General features: G+C 65.4%; 17 protein-coding genes. 4 read left to right on the plus strand and 13 right to left on the minus strand.

What is annotated here, in order from left to right; translation table 11 throughout:
- Positions 1-42: 42 nt before the first annotated feature.
- Together WCZ84_RS03935 and WCZ84_RS03940 are read right to left on the minus strand one after the other, a co-directional pair.
- Complete coding sequence (locus tag WCZ84_RS03935; RefSeq protein ID WP_372684956.1) at positions 43-1305, minus strand: aspartate aminotransferase family protein; 1263 nt, start codon at positions 1303-1305, stop codon at positions 43-45.
- A gap of 99 nt (positions 1306-1404) precedes the next feature.
- Positions 1405-2517, minus strand: coding sequence for a tartrate dehydrogenase (locus WCZ84_RS03940; RefSeq protein WP_372684957.1), 1113 nt, complete (start codon positions 2515-2517; stop codon positions 1405-1407).
- Between the two features lie 107 nt (positions 2518-2624).
- Here WCZ84_RS03940 and WCZ84_RS03945 point away from each other — a divergent pair, with 107 nt between their 5' ends.
- A complete protein-coding gene (locus WCZ84_RS03945) occupies positions 2625-3548 on the plus strand; it encodes a LysR substrate-binding domain-containing protein (protein ID WP_372684958.1) in 924 nt (307 codons plus the stop codon).
- On the opposite strand, the gene WCZ84_RS03950 is transcribed toward WCZ84_RS03945, so the two are convergent.
- The 4 genes from WCZ84_RS03950 to WCZ84_RS03965 are packed head-to-tail and all read right to left on the minus strand — an operon-like array spanning position 3506 to position 8368.
- Positions 3506-5191: a TolC family protein gene (locus WCZ84_RS03950; RefSeq protein ID WP_372684959.1), complete on the minus strand. Its 1686-nt coding sequence runs from the start codon at positions 5189-5191 to the stop codon at positions 3506-3508. The genes WCZ84_RS03945 and WCZ84_RS03950 overlap by 43 nt on opposite strands.
- 30 nt (positions 5192-5221) lie before the next feature.
- Positions 5222-7027, minus strand: coding sequence for an FUSC family protein (locus tag WCZ84_RS03955; protein WP_372684960.1), 1806 nt, complete (start codon positions 7025-7027; stop codon positions 5222-5224).
- Between the two features lie 10 nt (positions 7028-7037).
- Positions 7038-8099 carry a multidrug transporter subunit MdtN gene (mdtN, locus tag WCZ84_RS03960; RefSeq protein WP_372684961.1) on the minus strand — a complete coding sequence of 354 codons (1062 nt, stop codon included), beginning with the start codon at positions 8097-8099 and terminating at the stop codon, positions 7038-7040.
- Positions 8100-8104: 5 nt separating this feature from the next.
- Positions 8105-8368, minus strand: a complete 264-nt coding sequence (locus WCZ84_RS03965; RefSeq protein ID WP_372684962.1) for a YtcA family lipoprotein — start codon at positions 8366-8368, stop codon at positions 8105-8107.
- A gap of 390 nt (positions 8369-8758) precedes the next feature.
- On the opposite strand from WCZ84_RS03965, the gene WCZ84_RS03970 reads away from it, so the two are divergent.
- The 3 genes from WCZ84_RS03970 to WCZ84_RS03980 are packed head-to-tail and all read left to right on the plus strand — an operon-like array spanning position 8759 to position 11236.
- The gene (locus tag WCZ84_RS03970; RefSeq protein ID WP_372684963.1) at positions 8759-10150 is read left to right on the plus strand and encodes an amidohydrolase family protein; all 1392 of its coding nucleotides are present in this window, start codon (positions 8759-8761) and stop codon (positions 10148-10150) included.
- Positions 10143-10442 (plus strand): biotin--protein ligase, encoded by a 300-nt coding sequence (locus WCZ84_RS03975; RefSeq protein WP_372684964.1) that lies wholly within the window; start codon positions 10143-10145, stop codon positions 10440-10442. Before WCZ84_RS03970 ends, WCZ84_RS03975 begins: the two co-directional genes overlap by 8 nt.
- On the plus strand, positions 10439-11236 hold the full coding sequence (locus WCZ84_RS03980; protein ID WP_372684965.1) for a biotin/lipoate A/B protein ligase family protein: 798 nt from the start codon (positions 10439-10441) through the stop codon (positions 11234-11236). The genes WCZ84_RS03975 and WCZ84_RS03980 overlap by 4 nt, the downstream gene beginning before the upstream one ends.
- Before the next feature lie 44 nt (positions 11237-11280).
- On the opposite strand, the gene WCZ84_RS03985 is transcribed toward WCZ84_RS03980, so the two are convergent.
- The 7 genes from WCZ84_RS03985 to ompA form a co-directional block, all read right to left on the minus strand.
- Positions 11281-11643 carry a DUF4870 family protein gene (locus tag WCZ84_RS03985; RefSeq protein ID WP_372684966.1) on the minus strand — a complete coding sequence of 121 codons (363 nt, stop codon included), beginning with the start codon at positions 11641-11643 and terminating at the stop codon, positions 11281-11283.
- A 95-nt stretch (positions 11644-11738) separates the two neighbouring features.
- Complete coding sequence (locus tag WCZ84_RS03990) at positions 11739-12077, minus strand: carboxymuconolactone decarboxylase family protein (RefSeq protein WP_372684967.1); 339 nt, start codon at positions 12075-12077, stop codon at positions 11739-11741.
- A gap of 212 nt (positions 12078-12289) precedes the next feature.
- Positions 12290-12877 (minus strand): DUF924 family protein, encoded by a 588-nt coding sequence (locus WCZ84_RS03995; RefSeq protein WP_372684968.1) that lies wholly within the window; start codon positions 12875-12877, stop codon positions 12290-12292.
- A 14-nt stretch (positions 12878-12891) separates the two neighbouring features.
- Positions 12892-13881 (minus strand): diaminopimelate dehydrogenase, encoded by a 990-nt coding sequence (locus tag WCZ84_RS04000; protein WP_372684969.1) that lies wholly within the window; start codon positions 13879-13881, stop codon positions 12892-12894.
- A gap of 69 nt (positions 13882-13950) precedes the next feature.
- Positions 13951-14622, minus strand: coding sequence for an HAD family hydrolase (locus WCZ84_RS04005; protein ID WP_372684970.1), 672 nt, complete (start codon positions 14620-14622; stop codon positions 13951-13953).
- Between the two features lie 3 nt (positions 14623-14625).
- Entirely contained in the window at positions 14626-15354 is a 729-nt protein-coding gene (gene ubiG, locus WCZ84_RS04010; RefSeq protein ID WP_372684971.1) for a bifunctional 2-polyprenyl-6-hydroxyphenol methylase/3-demethylubiquinol 3-O-methyltransferase UbiG, read from the minus strand.
- A gap of 95 nt (positions 15355-15449) precedes the next feature.
- Positions 15450-16022 carry an outer membrane protein OmpA gene (ompA, locus tag WCZ84_RS04015; protein WP_372684973.1) on the minus strand — a complete coding sequence of 191 codons (573 nt, stop codon included), beginning with the start codon at positions 16020-16022 and terminating at the stop codon, positions 15450-15452.
- Positions 16023-16089: the final 67 nt, after the last annotated feature.

The raw sequence follows: 16089 nt of genomic DNA on the forward strand, positions 1-16089 counted from the left end.
ACATGGGTGCGATGCGCCCCGTCAGCCGCTGGGCGCAAGCGTTCAGTGGGCCGATTCCAGCGCTTTGCCAAAAATGCCCAGCGCTTCGTCGACCTGTGACTGCGTGATGATCAGCGGGGGCAACCAACGGACGACCTGCCGCTGGGGGCCACAACGCAGCAATAGCAAACCCTGGTCCTCGCAGGCTTGGGCGACGCGCGCGGCGCGATCGCCGTCGGGCTTGCCGTTCTTGTGGAATTCGCAGCCCTGCATGAGGCCCAGCCCGCGTACCTCGGCGATGTCGGGGTGTTTCTGCTGCAAGGCCTCCAGCCCTTGCCTGAGGTGCTGGCCTTGACGGGCAGCATTCTCTACCAGTTGTTCTTCTTCGATGACGTCCATGGTGGCCAACGCCGCCACGCAAGCCACCACATTGCCCCCGTAAGTACCCCCCTGTGACCCGGGCCGGCCTTTTTTCATGAGCGCGCGGGGCGCCGCGAAGCAGGAGAGTGGGAAGCCCGAGGCCAGGCCTTTGGCCGTCATGAGGATGTCGGGTTGCACGTCGAAGTAGCTATGGGCCCAGTATTTGCCCGTGCGGCCATTGCCCGTTTGTACTTCGTCGACCGCCAGCAGCATGCCGTGCCGATCGGCGCGTTCGCGCAGACCTTGCATGAAGCGCCGGTTGGCCGGGATGAAGCCGCCTTCGCCCTGGATGGGTTCGACCAGGAATCCGGCGGTGTCCTGTGGCGCACTGAGCGTGTCGAAGATGAAGTCGAGTTCGCGCAGGCAGAAATCCGTGGCTTGTTCTTCGGACCAGCCGTAGCGCAGGGCCGCGGGGAAGGGCGCCACGATCACCCCGCCCATCAGGGGTTGGAGGCCCGACGTGTAGGCCGTGCCGGAGGTGGTCATGGAGGCCGCCCCCATGGTGCGGCCGTGAAAACCGCCATGGAACACGATGATGTTGGGCCGGCCGGTCGCATGGCGCAAAAGCCGCATCACGCCTTCGGCCACCTCGGCGCCGGCGCTGGCGTAGAAGAAGGTGTCGATGTCGCCAGGCATTTTTTCGGCCAAGCGGGCAGACAAGTCCAGGATCGGCTGATGCATGATGGTGGTGTACTGGCCGTGGATCAGCTTGCCGACCTGTTCGCGCACGGCGGCCACCACCTTGGGGTGGCAATGTCCTGTACTGGTGACCCCGATACCGGCCGTGCAGTCGATGTAGCGTTTTCCTTCGCGGGTATACAGATAGATCCCCTCGCCGCGCTCGGCCAGCACGTGGCTGGCCTGGTGGAGCAGGGGGGACAAGTGGGTGATTTTTTCAGCAGACATGGTTGTCTCCTGTCATGGATAGGTCAATGAATCTTCGAAAACTGTTCGATCATGGGCCGGCTTCGTGAGTTCCTGTGCTCGAGCGCTGGCTTCTCTGTATCAGTTTTGGGGGATTCGGCGCTGTGTCTTGTGAGGGAAGTCATGCATGTCTTCTTGAAGGAGTGCGGCGGAGATGGCTTTGCCGACCGTGCTGGTGGAGTCATTGCCGCCCAGGTCGGGGGTGCGGGGGCCGTTGCACAAGACGGCTTCTATCGCATCCATCACGCCGTCCGCCGCCTCTGTTTCGCCCAGATGCGCCAGCATCATGGCGCCCGACCAGATCTGGCCGATGGGATTGGCGATGTTCTGGCCAAAGATGTCGGGTGCCGAGCCGTGCACGGGCTCGAACATCGACGGGTAAGCCCTTTCGGGGTTGATGTTGGCCGAGGGCGCGACGGCGATGGTGCCGGTACAGGCAGGGCCCAGGTCGGACAGGATGTCGCCAAACAGGTTGGACGCCACGACCACGTCGAAGCGCTCGGGGCTGAGCACGAATCGGGCAGACAATATGTCGATATGGTATTGGTCGACCCGAATGCCGGGGTAGGCCTGGCTCATTTGTGCAAAGCGCTCGTCCCAGTACGGCATGGTGATGGCCAGGCCGTTGGACTTGGTGGCGGAGGTGACATGTTTCCTGGGACGCTGGCTGGCCGTGTCGAACGCGTACTTGAGAATGCGGTCGACCCCCCGGCGTGAGAACGAGCTGACCTGGACGGCGGTTTCGCCGGCAGTGCCCTTGCCGATGATCCCACCTACGCTGGAGTATTCGCCCTCGGTGTTTTCGCGCACGATGATCATGTCGATGTCGCCTGGCATCCGGTCGATCAATGGCGACTTGAGCCCCGGCAGCGAGCGCACGGGGCGCACGTTGGCGTATTGATCGAAGCCGCGGCGGATTTCCAGCAGCAGGCCCCCCAACGAAATATGGTCGGGTACCCCAGGAAAGCCGACCGCGCCCAGGAAGATGGCATCGTGATGCCGGATCTGCTCAAGGCCGTTGGCCGGCATCATGCGCCCGTGGCGCGCATAGTATTCGCAGTTCCAGTCGAACGTGTCGAATCGCAGGGAAAACCCATAGCGGCGCGCGGCTGCTTCCAGGACACGCTGCCCCTCGGGCATGACTTCGTTGCCGATGCCATCCCCCGGGATCGTGGCAATCCGGTATTCCGTCATCGAGATCTCCCTTCAAGCTTGGTGGCTCTGTTTCTCTTCATGTGAAATCAGTCTAAGATCAAGACAGGCCTTATACAATTCCCAATATGTAAAAACAGTTTTGACCGATGGATAAAGAAAATGTTAATAGCCGTCAGCTTAGGGTCTTTTGTCTGACCGCCCGATACGGTAATTTTTCGCAGGCGGCCCGCATGATGGGCGTGTCCCCGGCCTACATCAGCAAGAACATCAAGGCGCTGGAAGCAGAGCTGGACGTCATGCTGTTTCATCGAAGCACCCGCCACGTCGCCCTGACCGAACAGGGCGAGGAAATCTACGCGCTGTCCCGGCAAATCCTGCAGGACATCGAGCAGCTGCACGATACGGTGGCCGAATACAAGCAGGAACCCCGCGGGCGGCTGAAGGTATCCACCAGCTTTGGCTTCGGCCGGCAGGTGGTGGCACCCGCCCTGGCCGAATTCACGCGCCGTTACCCGGACATCCAGATCCAGATCGAGGTGCTGGACCAGCTGGTCAACCTGGCGCTGGAGCATTACGACCTGGACATCCGCATTGGCGACCTGATCGACCCGAATTACATCGCGCGCCATCTGGCCTACAACCATCGGGTGCTGTGCGCGTCGCCCGACTATCTCGAGCGCCGGGGCGAGCCGCGCGAGCTACAAGAGCTGACCCGGCACGATTGTTTGATCGTTCGGGAACGCGACCACCCGGTCGGCATCTGGGCCCTGAATTGCGGCTCGACTGTCAGTAATGTCAAGGTCAACGGCCCTCTCATTACCAACAACGGCGAGGTGGCCCTGAGCTGGGCGGTGGCCGGCCACGGGATTGTGCTGCGTTCTGTATGGGATGCCGGCAAATATCTGGAATCAGGGCGCCTGCGGGTCATCCTGCCAGACTATCGCCAAATTGCCAACATCTGGGCGGTGTACCCGCAGCGCCTGGAACATTCTGCCAAAATCAAGGTCTGTGTCGAGTTCCTGGCGCATCATTTTGCCACCATGGTGTCCTTGCCGACCGCCAGGCCCTGAAGGCGCTTTGCGTTCTTGTTTTTGCCCACAGAAGGTTCGTTGGGCAGCCAGTGCTCGTGCGGCTGCACCATGGCCCCAGTGGCGAAGGCCAGGTTGGCTGCGGCGATCTGGCTGGCCATGCGGGCATCCGTCCGGGCCTGGCGTGCCATCAACAGCTGGGTGGCAGCCTCGGTGGCGACGGTGAGCGTGCCCAGGCCTTCGCGATAGGACGCCAGCGCTGCATCGTAGGCGGTGCGGGCCGTCTTGACCAGTTCGACGGCCGTGTCGTGGCTTTGCAGGGCGGACTGCAGCGCTGTTTCTGCAGCCACCATCTCGCTCAGGGCGTTTCGCTGCAGGGTCTGCAGGTCGTCGCGCGCCTGTTCGGCATCGATCTCGGCGGCGCGCAGGCGGCTGCGGCGCAGGCCCCCGTCGAACAAGGGCAGCGTCACCCCCAGCATGACGCCGTTGGACGTGGACGGGATCTCGATCTGCGGCATGTTGCCCGCCTGAAAGCCGTTGCGCTGGTGGCCGTACACGGCCCCCAGGAACACCTTGGGCAGGAAATCCGCTTCGGAGGCCCGCACCCGGGCTTGCGCCGCCTGTGCCGCCGCGTATTGCGCCACCAGGTCGGGGCGCTGCGATAGGGCCTGCTGCAAGGCCTGGCGGGTGAGCGGATCGACGGCCGTGGGCAGCGGGGCAGGGGCGGGGTCGGCGATCTTCAGCGGGGTGTCGGGGGGCAGGCCCATGGCCCTGAGCAGGGCCAGCCGGGTGGTTTTTTCGAGCCCCTGGCTGTTGACCTGGTGCAGCCGGGCCTGGGCGACGGCCTGGCGGGCCAGGGCGGTGTCCAGCGACGTGCCCACCCCGCCATCGAGGCGCGCCTGGGCTGCGGCCAGCACCTGACGCTGCTGGCCCAGGGCCCGCTGCGCCAGATCGACCCGTTCGCGCGCCGCCATGTATTGATAGTACTGATCGGTGACGTCGCGGATGACTTTCTGGTGGGTCGCGTTGAACAGGACATTGGCGGCAAACGAGGCGTGCTCGGCCCCTTCGAGCAGGGCTGCGCGCTGGCCGAAGTCGAACAGCAGCCAACTGAGCGCCAGCAGCGGCATGACGCCGGTGTTGCGCACGTGGATTGCATCATGGCCCAGGATGTCGTGTTTGAGAGGGTAGCGGCTGTCGAGCCGACCGGCCAGCACGTTGGCCGACAGCATGGGCAGGAATGTGGCTTCGACCATGCCCACGCCCAGCGCTGCCGAGCGCGCCGCATTCCAGGCCTGGCGTGTCAGTGGGTTTTCACGCTGTGCGATGTCGATGAGCTGGACCAGGTTCAGGGGATGCTGTGGGTCGATCTGCACGCCGGGTGGCGGCAGGGGGGGCAAGGCGATGCCAGGCGGCACCCCATAGCCGGATTGGTCGGCCTGGATGGGCGAGCCACCAGCAATACCGGATTCGGCGGGCGCCGTCGCGTGCCCGGCCTGGTGGCTGGGTGCGGGGCCCGACCAGGGGGCGTCGGGGCGTTCGGGCGCGCGCTCTAGTGTGACCGACGTGCAGCCTGCCAGCATGCAGGCGAGCGCCAGCACGGCCCACCCGAGTTGCGGGCCGTGGCGCGGCCTGGCGGGGCGGGCAGCTGGACTTGCAGGCAGGCGGTGGGGCGTGACGGCCATTGTCTTGTAAAACCCGGGATCAGGTGGCGTTCATGTGGATGTCAGCACGGCTTTCAGATCGTCTGCCAGCGTCGATGGCTGGTCGGACCGTACCATGGTATCGGGATACGCGCTGCGAAGATAGTACTGTTCGAGTTTTTCGGTGATGTCGCGCAGGGCGCGGATCTGCTCTGCGGGCGGGCGCACGGTTTGGGGCTCGAAAGGGATGAGGGCCAGTTGGGCGCGAGTCTGTGCGATCAGGCGCATGGCATTGGGGGCGTCTGCCCGCAGGGCGACGGCTTTGGGCAGGCCGGGCGGTTGGTCGTGCTGCTGCAGGTTGTCCCACAGCAGGCTCAGATGGCTGCGCGCCGAGGCGGCGGCGCTGATCGGCCAGATCCGGGTGAACACCAGGTACAGCACGACATTGCCCAGCAGGATCCCCATGATGCGGTACAGTGCGCCCGACATGTCGACCGAGGGACCGAAGCCGTCCAGCACGGTCAACAGGAAGGCCAGGCCGATCTGCACCCCGGCGTAGGCGCTGCGTTCGGACCCCGTGGAGACCCAGGCCGCCAGCAGTGTGACGGCAAATACCAGCAGCATGAGCTGGCCGACGGAGGTCATGAAGGGGATCAGGAACCAGATCGAGGCCACCCCGATGGCGGCTCCGATCAGGCAGCCCGTGATGCGCAGGGTCAATTTGTGCAGGGTCTCGGCCGTTGTGCCCAGCGCCCCCACGTAGCAGGTGATCAGCGCCGTGTGAATGTCCTGCCACTGGATTGCCGTGTAGATCCAATAGCACAGAACGGCGGCCAGGGTGGTTTTTAGGGCATATTGCTGATACTGGGGGTTGCGCCAGGCATCGGCCAGGAAAAAGCCCCCTGGGGCCAGTGCGCTGTGGATCTGCACCGCCGGCGGTGGGGCCGGGAATTGCGCCAGTATGCCCTGGATCGCGCTCAGCGGGGCGTCCCATTGCGGGCCATCCGCCTGTGGGGTGCCGGCCTGGGGCAGCCGGGGCCCGGCCCGCAGGCTGGCGGCCAGGGTCTGGCAGCGTGCGGCCAGCCGGGCCCGCGCTTCGATCTGGGTGGCCTGGCGGTGCCCCGGCAGGGCGGCGCAGGCCAGCAACAGGCTGCGGGTAGCGTCGGCCGCCTGCTCGAGGGCGCGCCGTTCGGTTTGCGGGACCAGGTGGAACAGGCGGATGAACAGCAGCATCTTGTCGACGCCCTCGTTGCCTTCATCCAGTGCGTCGCGCACCGCGGCGCGGCTTGCGGGGGCATCGCCGAGCAAGGCCTGGTGTGCCGTTTCCAGGCGCTCGGCCAGGGCCGCGCGCAAGCGCCCGCTTACGGAGGGGCCGAATACCGAATTGAACGCCAGCAGGGTACCCATGGGCACCACGGCCATCAGGCCGGCATACAGGATGGCGCGGGTGGCGATTTCACCGGTTGGGACTTCGCCCAGCATGGTGAGGATGAAAACGATCACCAGGGCAATGATGCCGCCGGCCGGCCCCAGCTGGCTGGCGGCCTGCAGGAACATGAAGAACACCGAGCAGGCCACCAGCACGGCCATGCGCCAGACCGGATATTCGAGCGAAATGCGCGTGATCCCCAGCAGGATCGGGATCATGAGCCCCACCAGCAGGCAGATGCCGATCGCCATCAGCAGGGTCTCGGCCTGGTTCGGCTTCATCACGAACAGCACCAGATAGCAGCCGATGGCTACCAGCGGAATGCCGTAGGTCATGAATAGCATGACCGTGAGCGAGCAGGTGGCCGCCACGCGCCAGGCGGTATTCAGGCGCCCGTCGAATGGCGCGAGTTCGCGGCGCAGGAGGGTGGGCAGGGTGTACTGCTGCACGGCGGGCACCCTAGCAGCGTTCGCCGGAACGGATGACCACGGTGGCCGATGCGCCGACACGCATCAGTTCGGCGGGTGGGGATTCGAGGCGCACCCGGACCGGGAAGCGCTGCGCCACGCGCACCCAGTTGAGGGACTTCTGCACGATGGGCATCGCCCGGGGCAGCTGGATGGCGCTTTCCGAGGTGATGCCCCAGCCCGTACTGGCCACCTTGCCATGCAGCGTGGTCTGGGGGGCCATCATGGTGTAGACGCTGGCGCAGTCGCCGACCTGGATATGGGGCAGGTCGGTTTCGCGAAAGAAGGCCGTGGCGTACCAGGCGTCGGTATTGATCAGCGTGAACAGCGCCTGACCAGGCGCCAGGCGCTCGCCGGCCGACACGGTGAGGCCGACCACGAGCCCGTTGTTGGGTGCCTGTACGCGGGTGTCTTCGAGGGCTTTTTCAGCCAGCGCCAGGGATGCCTGGGCGACCTCGACGGCCGCCTGCGCCGCCTCGAGCTTGCCGACCAGTTCTTGTGCGGCCTCGGCCTGCGAGTAGGCTTGTGTCAGGCTGACTTGCGCGTCGCGGGCCGCCGTTTGAGCCGTGTCGAGTTCCTGGCGCGGTACGTAGCCTTTGGCGGCGAGCGGCTCGAGACGGCTGACGGTCTTTTGGGCGAGTTCGAGGTTGGACTCGGCCCGGTGGATCTGCTCGCGGGCGATGTCGGCGTTGGCCTGCTCGGCGCGCATTTGCCGTTCACGGGCGTCCAGTGCCGCCTGGGCCACGTCCACCTCGGCACGCGCCTGCCGTACGCGCAGTTCGTAATCATGGGGGTCCAGGGTGAACAGCAGGGCGCCCCGGGCGACCCTGGAACCCTCTTGGACTTCGAGCGTTTGCAATACGCCGGGTATCCCTGGGCTGATGTGCACCACGTCGGCGCTGATCTGGGCATCATCCGATGTGGGGTTCGACGTGAAGTAACCCCAGTAGCGCCAGCCCATGAATGCCGTCACGGCCAGAATCACGACCGCCAGCGCGATGGCGAGCGGGCGTTTGCCGCGAGAGGGACGGGGGGCGGATGGGGTCGGGTTCATGCGCGTTACCGAGGCGAGAAGGTGAAGGCGAAGACCATGGCGAAGAGGACCGCCAGGCAGGTATACACCAGCAGGCGCAAGGGCAGGACGTCATCGATGCCGGCACGGATCAGCGCGAGCCGCAGCAGGACGGCGGCGACGGTGCCCGCCGCGATGCCGAACAGCCAGGAAGGGAAATAAGAGCCCAGGAACAGAAAGGCGGGTGCCCGCGGCCCGCATCCAGTACAGGCGAGAGCCAGCAAAAGGGCGAGGGGCTTGAAGAGGGGCATGGCAGAGGGTCAGGTTGGGCAGTGGGCAGCCGGCGTCATCCGGCCTCGGCGCAATTTGGATGATTATCCCTTATCCCCTCGGGTTGTTCCAATCAAAACGGTTTTGTCGTACAGTGAGCCGGTGGTCCCGGCGCCTCCCGGCGCCGTGCGGGCTGCGCGTCTGCTGGCCGGTCCGTGCGTCGTCGGCCCCGGCAGGCCGGTCGTTCGGGGTCACGGGACATCATCGGAGTCTCCATGTATTCATCACGGGCATCAGGTCGCTTCCATTCTCCCCATCGGGGGTCGGCCGCAGGGTGCCGCTGCCATTGCGCGCATCCACTGATACCGTGGGTGCATCGCCAGTTGGCAACAGACCTTTCCCGGCGCCGCTTCCTGGGGGGCGCGGCCGCCATGATGCTCCCTTTCGCGGCGGCGGGGGGGTTGGCTTCGGGGCGTGCCGTGGCGGGCGCGGCCCTCCAGGGCGGGCCGGCCAACGGGCGGCATGCGGCGGGTGCCGCTGCAGGCAAGCCGCTGGTGCTGGTCAACGGCCGCCTGTTCGATGGCCGGCAACTGGCCCTGCAGCAGGGGCGGGCCGTGCGCATCCAGGGCAATCGCATCCAGTCCATCGATCCAGCTGGCGTAGAACAGGGGGATGCCCGGGTGATCGACTGCGGCGGGCGGGTGATCATGCCCGGGCTCATCGATGCCCACTGGCATGCCCTGTTGTGTGGGGTGACGCAAACCATGGCCATGACGGCCGAAGTCCCTTACCTGCATCTGGTGGCCGGCCACGTTGCGGGCGATACGCTGATGCGGGGCTTTACCACGGTACGCGATGCCGGCGGCCCCAGCTTCTCGCTCAAACAGGCCATCGACCAGGGTCTGGTGCGGGGGCCCCGCATTTATCCGTCCGGGGCGATGATTTCACAGACGTCGGGGCATGGTGATTTCCGCCTGCGCTACGAACTGCCCGCCATCCCGGATGTCCTGGGGCATGCCGAAAAAGCCGGGTTTGCCTCGATTGCCAATGGCGTGCCCATGGTTCTGCAACGGGTGCGCGAGCAGCTCATGCTGGGTGCATCGCAGATCAAGCTCATGGCGGGCGGTGGCGTGGCCTCGCCCTACGACCCGATCGCATCCCTGCAGTTCACTGGCGAAGAACTGCGCGCCGGCGTGCAGGCCGCCAAAGACTGGGGCACTTACGCCATGGCCCACGTATATACGTCCGCCGGGATCCAGCGTGCGATCCGCGCCGGGGTGCAATCCATCGAACATGGCCAGCTGGCCGACGAGGCCACGGTACGCATGATGGCCGACGACGGTATCTGGTGGAGTTTGCAGCCCTTTCTGGCCGATGAAGACGCCAACGTGTATCCCGACAATCCGCGGGCCCGCATCGAACAGGAACGGGTGGCGCAAGGTACGGTGCGTGCGTACGAAATGGCGCGCCATTTTGGCGTCAAGACGGCATGGGGTACAGACATCCTGTTCAATCCAGCCCACTTGGCCAACCACGGGCGCATGCTGGCCAAGCTGACGCGCTTCTACCCGCCCCTCGAGGTCTTGCGCATGGCCACGGGCAGCAATGGCGAACTCCTCGCCCTGTCGGGTCTGCGCAACCCGTACGATGGCCGGATCGGGGTGCTCGAGGCCGGTGCGTTCGCCGATCTGCTCGTGATCGATGGCGAACCCGAGCACAATCTCGATTTCATCGCCGAACCGGGTACGCATTTGCGCATGATCATGAAAGGCGGGCAAATTTTCAAGGACAGCCTGACAGCACAAGGGGGTACGCATGGCTGAAGCTTCGGGCTCGCGGTTTCACGGCGAGTACAAGATTCCTGGGGGCAAGCTGGTGGTGGTCGACCTGCAGGTGCTCGATGGCCGGCTCCACGGCGTCCGGATCTCGGGTGATTTCTTCCTCGAGCCTCCAGAGGCCCTGGATGCCATCAACCAGGCCCTGAATGGCTTGCCGGCCGATACCGCGCCCAAGCGTGTGGCCGAATGCGTGCTGGCCGCCTTGCCGGCCGGCGCCGAAATGTTCGGCCTGAGCGCGCAAGGAATCGCCGAGGTCGTCCGGAGGGCCGTATCATGAACCTCGCATCCACCGGTGGTCGTCAAGCGGCTTGGCGGGCATACGACTGGCAGCTGATCGATACGGGGCCCCTGCAGCCGTTGCAGCATATGGCGCTCGACGAAGTCCTGCTCGATGAGGTCGCTGCGGGGCGCCGGTTGCCCACACTGCGCTTCTGGGAGTGGGCCGCACCCGCCGTGGTACTGGGTATTTTCCAGTCGGTGCGCAACGAGGTCGATGCCGCCGCCGCGCAACGGCATGGCGTCGAGATCGTGCGCCGCATCAGCGGGGGTGGTGCGATGTTCGTCGAACCCGGCAACACGATCACGTATTCGATCTACGCGCCCAAGGCGCTGGTCGAGGGCATGAGCTTCAAGGATGCCTATGCGTTCATGGACGATTTCGTGCTCGAGGCGCTGGGCGAAGTCGGCATACGCGCGTGGTATCAGCCGCTCAACGACATCACGTCCGATGCGGGCAAGATCGGTGGCGCGGCGCAGGCGCGGCGCGGTGCGGCCGTGTTGCATCACGTCACGATGGCCTATGACATCGATGCCGACAAAATGCTGCAGATATTGCGCATCGGCCGCGAAAAATTATCCGACAAGGGTACGACGTCCGCCGCCAAGCGGGTGGATCCGCTGCGCAGCCAGACGGGTTTGCCGCGGGCCGTACTGATCGACCGCATGGTCGACGTTTTCAAGCGCCGGGCTGGCCTGCAGCCGGGGGTGCTGACGCCCCACGAGCTGGCCGTGGCCGAAGCGCTGATTCACGAGAAATTCGCCACCGATGCCTGGCGTGCCAAGGTGCCCTGAGCCTGGATGCTCTGTCTGGGCCGATCGGCTGCGGGTCGCGCTGGCTATGGATACATCGGCTGGTTTTCGTTCAGCCGCAGCCAGCCCTTGACGATGCGATAGATCAGCCAGACGAAGTTGGCGGCCAGGATGACGATGCCGATGTAGATGGTGGTCAACAACGCGCCCAGGATGCCCCACAGCAGGCCGTACCAGAATGTGCGGATCTGCCAGCGAAAGTGCGTTTCCACCCAGCTGTTCCGGACGTCATCCAGCTTGACGTAGTTGATGATGATGCCGATCAGGGTGGGGATGCCACCCAGGAAGAAGCCCGCCACCTGCAAGGCGTACACCAGGAGCGCGACGTTGCGGCCGGCCTGGGCAGCCCCGGGGGCCGGGTGGGAAGCGGGGGTGGGCGTCGGATTCATGGCTCGGATCGGAAATGACGGATCGCGCCTATCGTAGCATGCCCCCGCGGCGTGGTGCGCGGCATGCCTGGGTGGCGGAATGATCGGCCGTTCGTTCAGCCCTTGCGTTCTTCGAGGGTCTGCAGCGCCAGTGCCGAATGCGCGTAGGCACCCCCCGCCCGCATTTCGGCGGCCACCCAGATGGCTTCCATGATTTCGGCCTCACTGGCCCCGGCGCGGGCGGCGCCCTCGGTGTGCCCCTTGATGCAGTATGGACATTGCGTCACGTGTGCGACCGCCACGGCGATCAGCTGCTTGGTCTTGGCATCCAGCGCGCCGGCCGCAAACACCGCCTTGCTGAAGGCCTTGAATGCAGCCAGCGGTTCGGGGGCCAGTTCGGCCCGTTTTTTTGCAATCTCGGCGGTCAAGTGCGGGTATAGAGGGGTGTCGGCCATGATGGTCTCCTGAGTCAGTTGGGTCTTTTCATCATAGACCGCAGGCCTGGGCATGACCAGCACGACCCTGATGCCGGCAGGGCGGCCGGAAGGGCGGCCGGCAGGGCTGTGCCATCCCGGGACGCCCGGTGGTTCCGCCGCGCCCTGGTTCGCCCGGTCCGCCTAGCCTGCTCTAGTGCGTTTTCAGTGCGTTTCGGCGTGTTTCAGTCTGTTCAGCCGGAAAACCCGCCGTCGGCGAGGAACCGCGCTTCTTCGGGGGTCGTGTCGCGACCCAGGGCTGGATTGCGGTGCGGAAAGCGCCCAAAGCGGGCGATGACGTCGTGGTGCACGACGGCCCATTCGAGAGAGTCGGGCAAGTGCTGGCCATACAGGACGACGGATTCTTCCTGGGTGGCCAAGTCCTCGGCATGCATGAAGGGCAGGCACAGAAAATTGCGCAGCTCGGGTTCGACCAGGGCAAGGTATCCGCGCGCCAGGCACTGCCGGCTGTAGTGCAGGGCCAGGCCATCCGTGGCGAACATGTGCCCCGTGCCCCGAAAGGCGTTGCGCGGGTATTGGTCGAGTAGCAGGACCAGTGCCAGGGACGTATCGGGCTGCACGAGCCATGCGTCGAGTTCGCGGCGCGCTGCGGCGAAATGGGCTTCGTGGAAGCGGGTCCGGAACGTGGCGTCAAATGCCTCGTCTTTGGCAAACCAGTGCCGTGGACCGGCGTCGCGCCAGAAATCGAGCAGCTGGCGGGCGGTGCCAGCCAAGCGCTCGGGCTGGGTGGGTTCGTGTTTTGGGTGATGGCGGTCGGACATGTGGGGATTTGTACCTAGACCAGCTCTTTGCGTAGCGTGGCCGGTGATTTGGGGGAAATCAGGCCGGGCGCGACGTCGAGCACGGTACGCGCGCCCTTGTCGCCCGCCTGCCTGAGGCGCCACGCGGCGCGCGCATAGGCGACCAGCACACTGGCGGTAAAGGCCGGGTTGCTGTCGAGCTTGAGCGAGAACTCGATGACCTGGTTTTCATGAGCGGCCGTCTGGCCGCTGCGGATCACGAACCCCCCGTGCGGCATGCCGGCGTGGTCTTGGACAAGCGTGTCGGCCGTGACGAAGTGCACGGTGGTATCGTAGTCGGCGAAGTAGTCGGGCATGGTGACGATGGCCTGGCGGATGGCCTCGGTGTCGGCGCCTGCTTCGGCCACCACGAAGCATTCGCGGGTATGCTTCTGACGCGTGCTCAGCTGGGGCTGCCGACCCGAACGGACCTGATCGACGGCTGCCTGGACCGGTAGCGTGTATTGCACCCCCGCCTGCACCCCGGGGATGCGCCGTATGGCATCGGAATGGCCCTGGCTCAGACCCTTGCCCCAGAATGTATAGGTGGCGCCGGCCGGCAGTACGGCCTCGCCCATGAGGCGCTGGATGGAAAACAGCCCCGGATCCCAGCCCACCGACAAAATGGATACGGTGCCGTGCGCCTGCGCGACCTGGTCCATGGCCTGGAAGTAGTCGGGGATGTGGGCGTGGTTGTCGTAGCTGTCGATGGTGTTGAACCACTGGGCCAGCAGGGGGCCTTGCTTGGGCAGGTCTTGCCTGGATCCGCCACAAAGGATCATGACGTCGATCTCGCCTTGATGGGCCTGAGCCTGGTCGAGCGGCCACACGGGGATCGCGGGATCGGGCAGCGACAGGCGGGCCGGGTCGCGTCGGGTGAAAACGCCGGCCAGCCGCATGTCCGGGTTGTGCGCCAGTGCGGCCAGCACCCCGCGCCCCAGGTTGCCGTACCCTGCGATACCGATCCGAATCGTGTCTGTTTTCATGGATGTCCTTGCCGTGGTCTGTCGGAATAATATTTTATGCCCGAACCACGGCAATCTGCAGCGGCGGCGTCAGCCGTGGACGCTGGCCGCCCACTGGCGGATGATCGGCCAGAGGTCGCCGGGGGCCTGGGCCACGGCATCGGCCTGCCAGCGCGTTGGATCGTCCAGCGTGCAGTATCCGTAGGCGGCCGCCACGGTCGCCATGCCGGCGGCCTTGCCCGCGAGCACGTCGCGTTCATCATCGCCGATGTAGATGCAGCGCCCGGGGTCGATGCGCGCCTGGCGGGCGGCGTGCAGCAGGGGTTCGGGGTGCGGTTTGATGTGGGGCGTGGTGTCGCCGCCCACCGTAACCAGGCTGCGCGCCTCGATGCCCAGATGGCGTGCGATCGGGCGGGCCAGGGCTTCGGACTTGTTGGTGACGATGCCCCAGGCCAGTTGATGCTGCTCGAGCTGGTCGAGCAGTTCGGCGATGCCCGCAAACAGGTGGGCCTGATCGAACATGATCTGTGCGTAGTCGCTTAGGAAGCGTTGGCGCGCGGCATCGTAGCCATCGGTCTGGGGCTCGAGCCCCAGAGCCGCCTTGAGCAGGCCGCGCGCACCCTGGGATGCATGGGGCCTGAGCGCTGGATCGGGTAAGGGGTCCAGGCCATGATAGGCGCGCTGGCGATTGGCGGCAGCGACCAGATCGGGGGCCGTGTCGGCAAGGGTTCCGTCGAAATCGAAGAGAATCAGGTGGTTCATGGTTCAGACAGGCAGGGGGCGCCGGGCCGCCAGCAGGTAATTGACCCCGGTCCGTGAGGAAAGTGTGTATCGGCGCAGCAGTGGCTGGTATTCGATGCCGGCCAGCGCCGTGACGTCGAGGCCTGCATTGCGCGCCGCCTGGGCGAGCTCGCTGGGCCGGATGAATTGCTGGTAGTCGTGCGTGCCGCGTGGCAGCATGCGCAGCACGTACTCGGCTGCGACGATGGCCAGCAGGAACGACTTGGGGTTGCGGTTCAGGGTGGAGAAGCAGACCAGGCCCCCGGGGCGGGCCAGTTCAGCGCAGGCGTGCACGACCGAGGCTGGATCGGGTACGTGTTCGAGCAGCTCCATGCAGGTGACCACGTCATGGGTGCCCGCATGTGCGCGGGCCCAGTCTTCGGCACTGGCGTGTTCGTAGCGTACCTGGATACCTGACTCGTGGCCATGCAGGCGCGCGATCTGCAGCGCCTGCGCAGACAGGTCGATGCCGGTGACCTGGGCCCCTTCGGCAGCCATTGCTTCGGCCAGCAGGCCGCCACCGCAGCCGACGTCGAGGATCTTCAGCCCGTTGAGCGGGCCCGCCTGCTCGCGGATCCAGTCGAGCCGCAGGGGGTTGATGTCGTGCAGCGTTTTCAACTGGCCCTCGGGGTCCCACCAATGCGTGGCCAGCGCACTGAATTTGTCGATTTCTGCGGCATGGACATTGGGGGACGATGCGGGCGTGGACGGCATGACACTGACCCTAAAAAATGAAATGGGGCTCCGGCTGGAGCCCCATTGTATCTGCCACCTGGGCTGCGTGGCAGGGCGTGCGGCAGGTGGTGTGCTTACCGGGGGGTACCGACGATCTCGATTTCCACGCGGCGGTTTTGCGCGCGACCGGCAGCGGTCTTGTTTGTGGCGATGGGATCCAGCTTGCCCTTGCCTTCGGTGTAGATGCGGTCAGTCGGGATGCCCTGCCCGATGAGATACTGCTTGACCGTATTGGCACGGCGCTCGGACAGGCCCAGGTTGTATTCTTGGGTGCCGATGGAGTCGGTGTAGCCGACGGCGATCACGGTTTCGAGGTTGATGGCCTTGGCTTGCTGGGCGACTTGGTCGAGGACCAGCTTGCCTTCGGGCTTCAGGTTGTATTTGTCGAAGTCGAAGAAGGTGTCGGCGTTGATGACCACCTTGCTGGCGACGGGAGCGACGACGGGGGCGGCCGCTACGGGCAGGCCGCAGAATTCGTTGGCGGCAGTGGCCGGCGTCCAGAATGCATCGCGCCAGCAGTGTTCGCCGGTCCCGTTTAGCCAAACATGGCCGTCAACGTTGATCCAGTTGTCGGAGGCCGAGGCGGTGCCAACGGCAGCCATGGCAGCGATGGCGAGTCCAATAGCGATTTTGGAGGGTTTGTTCATGTTTCTCCTCGTTTGAGCATGATGCTTGAAAGTGACCGCAGCGAACCCCCGCCGCATATCGAAAGAA

It is taken from the genome of Castellaniella sp. (assembly GCF_041675725.1).
In the GTDB taxonomy this organism is placed as follows: Bacteria; Pseudomonadota; Gammaproteobacteria; order Burkholderiales; family Burkholderiaceae_B; genus Castellaniella.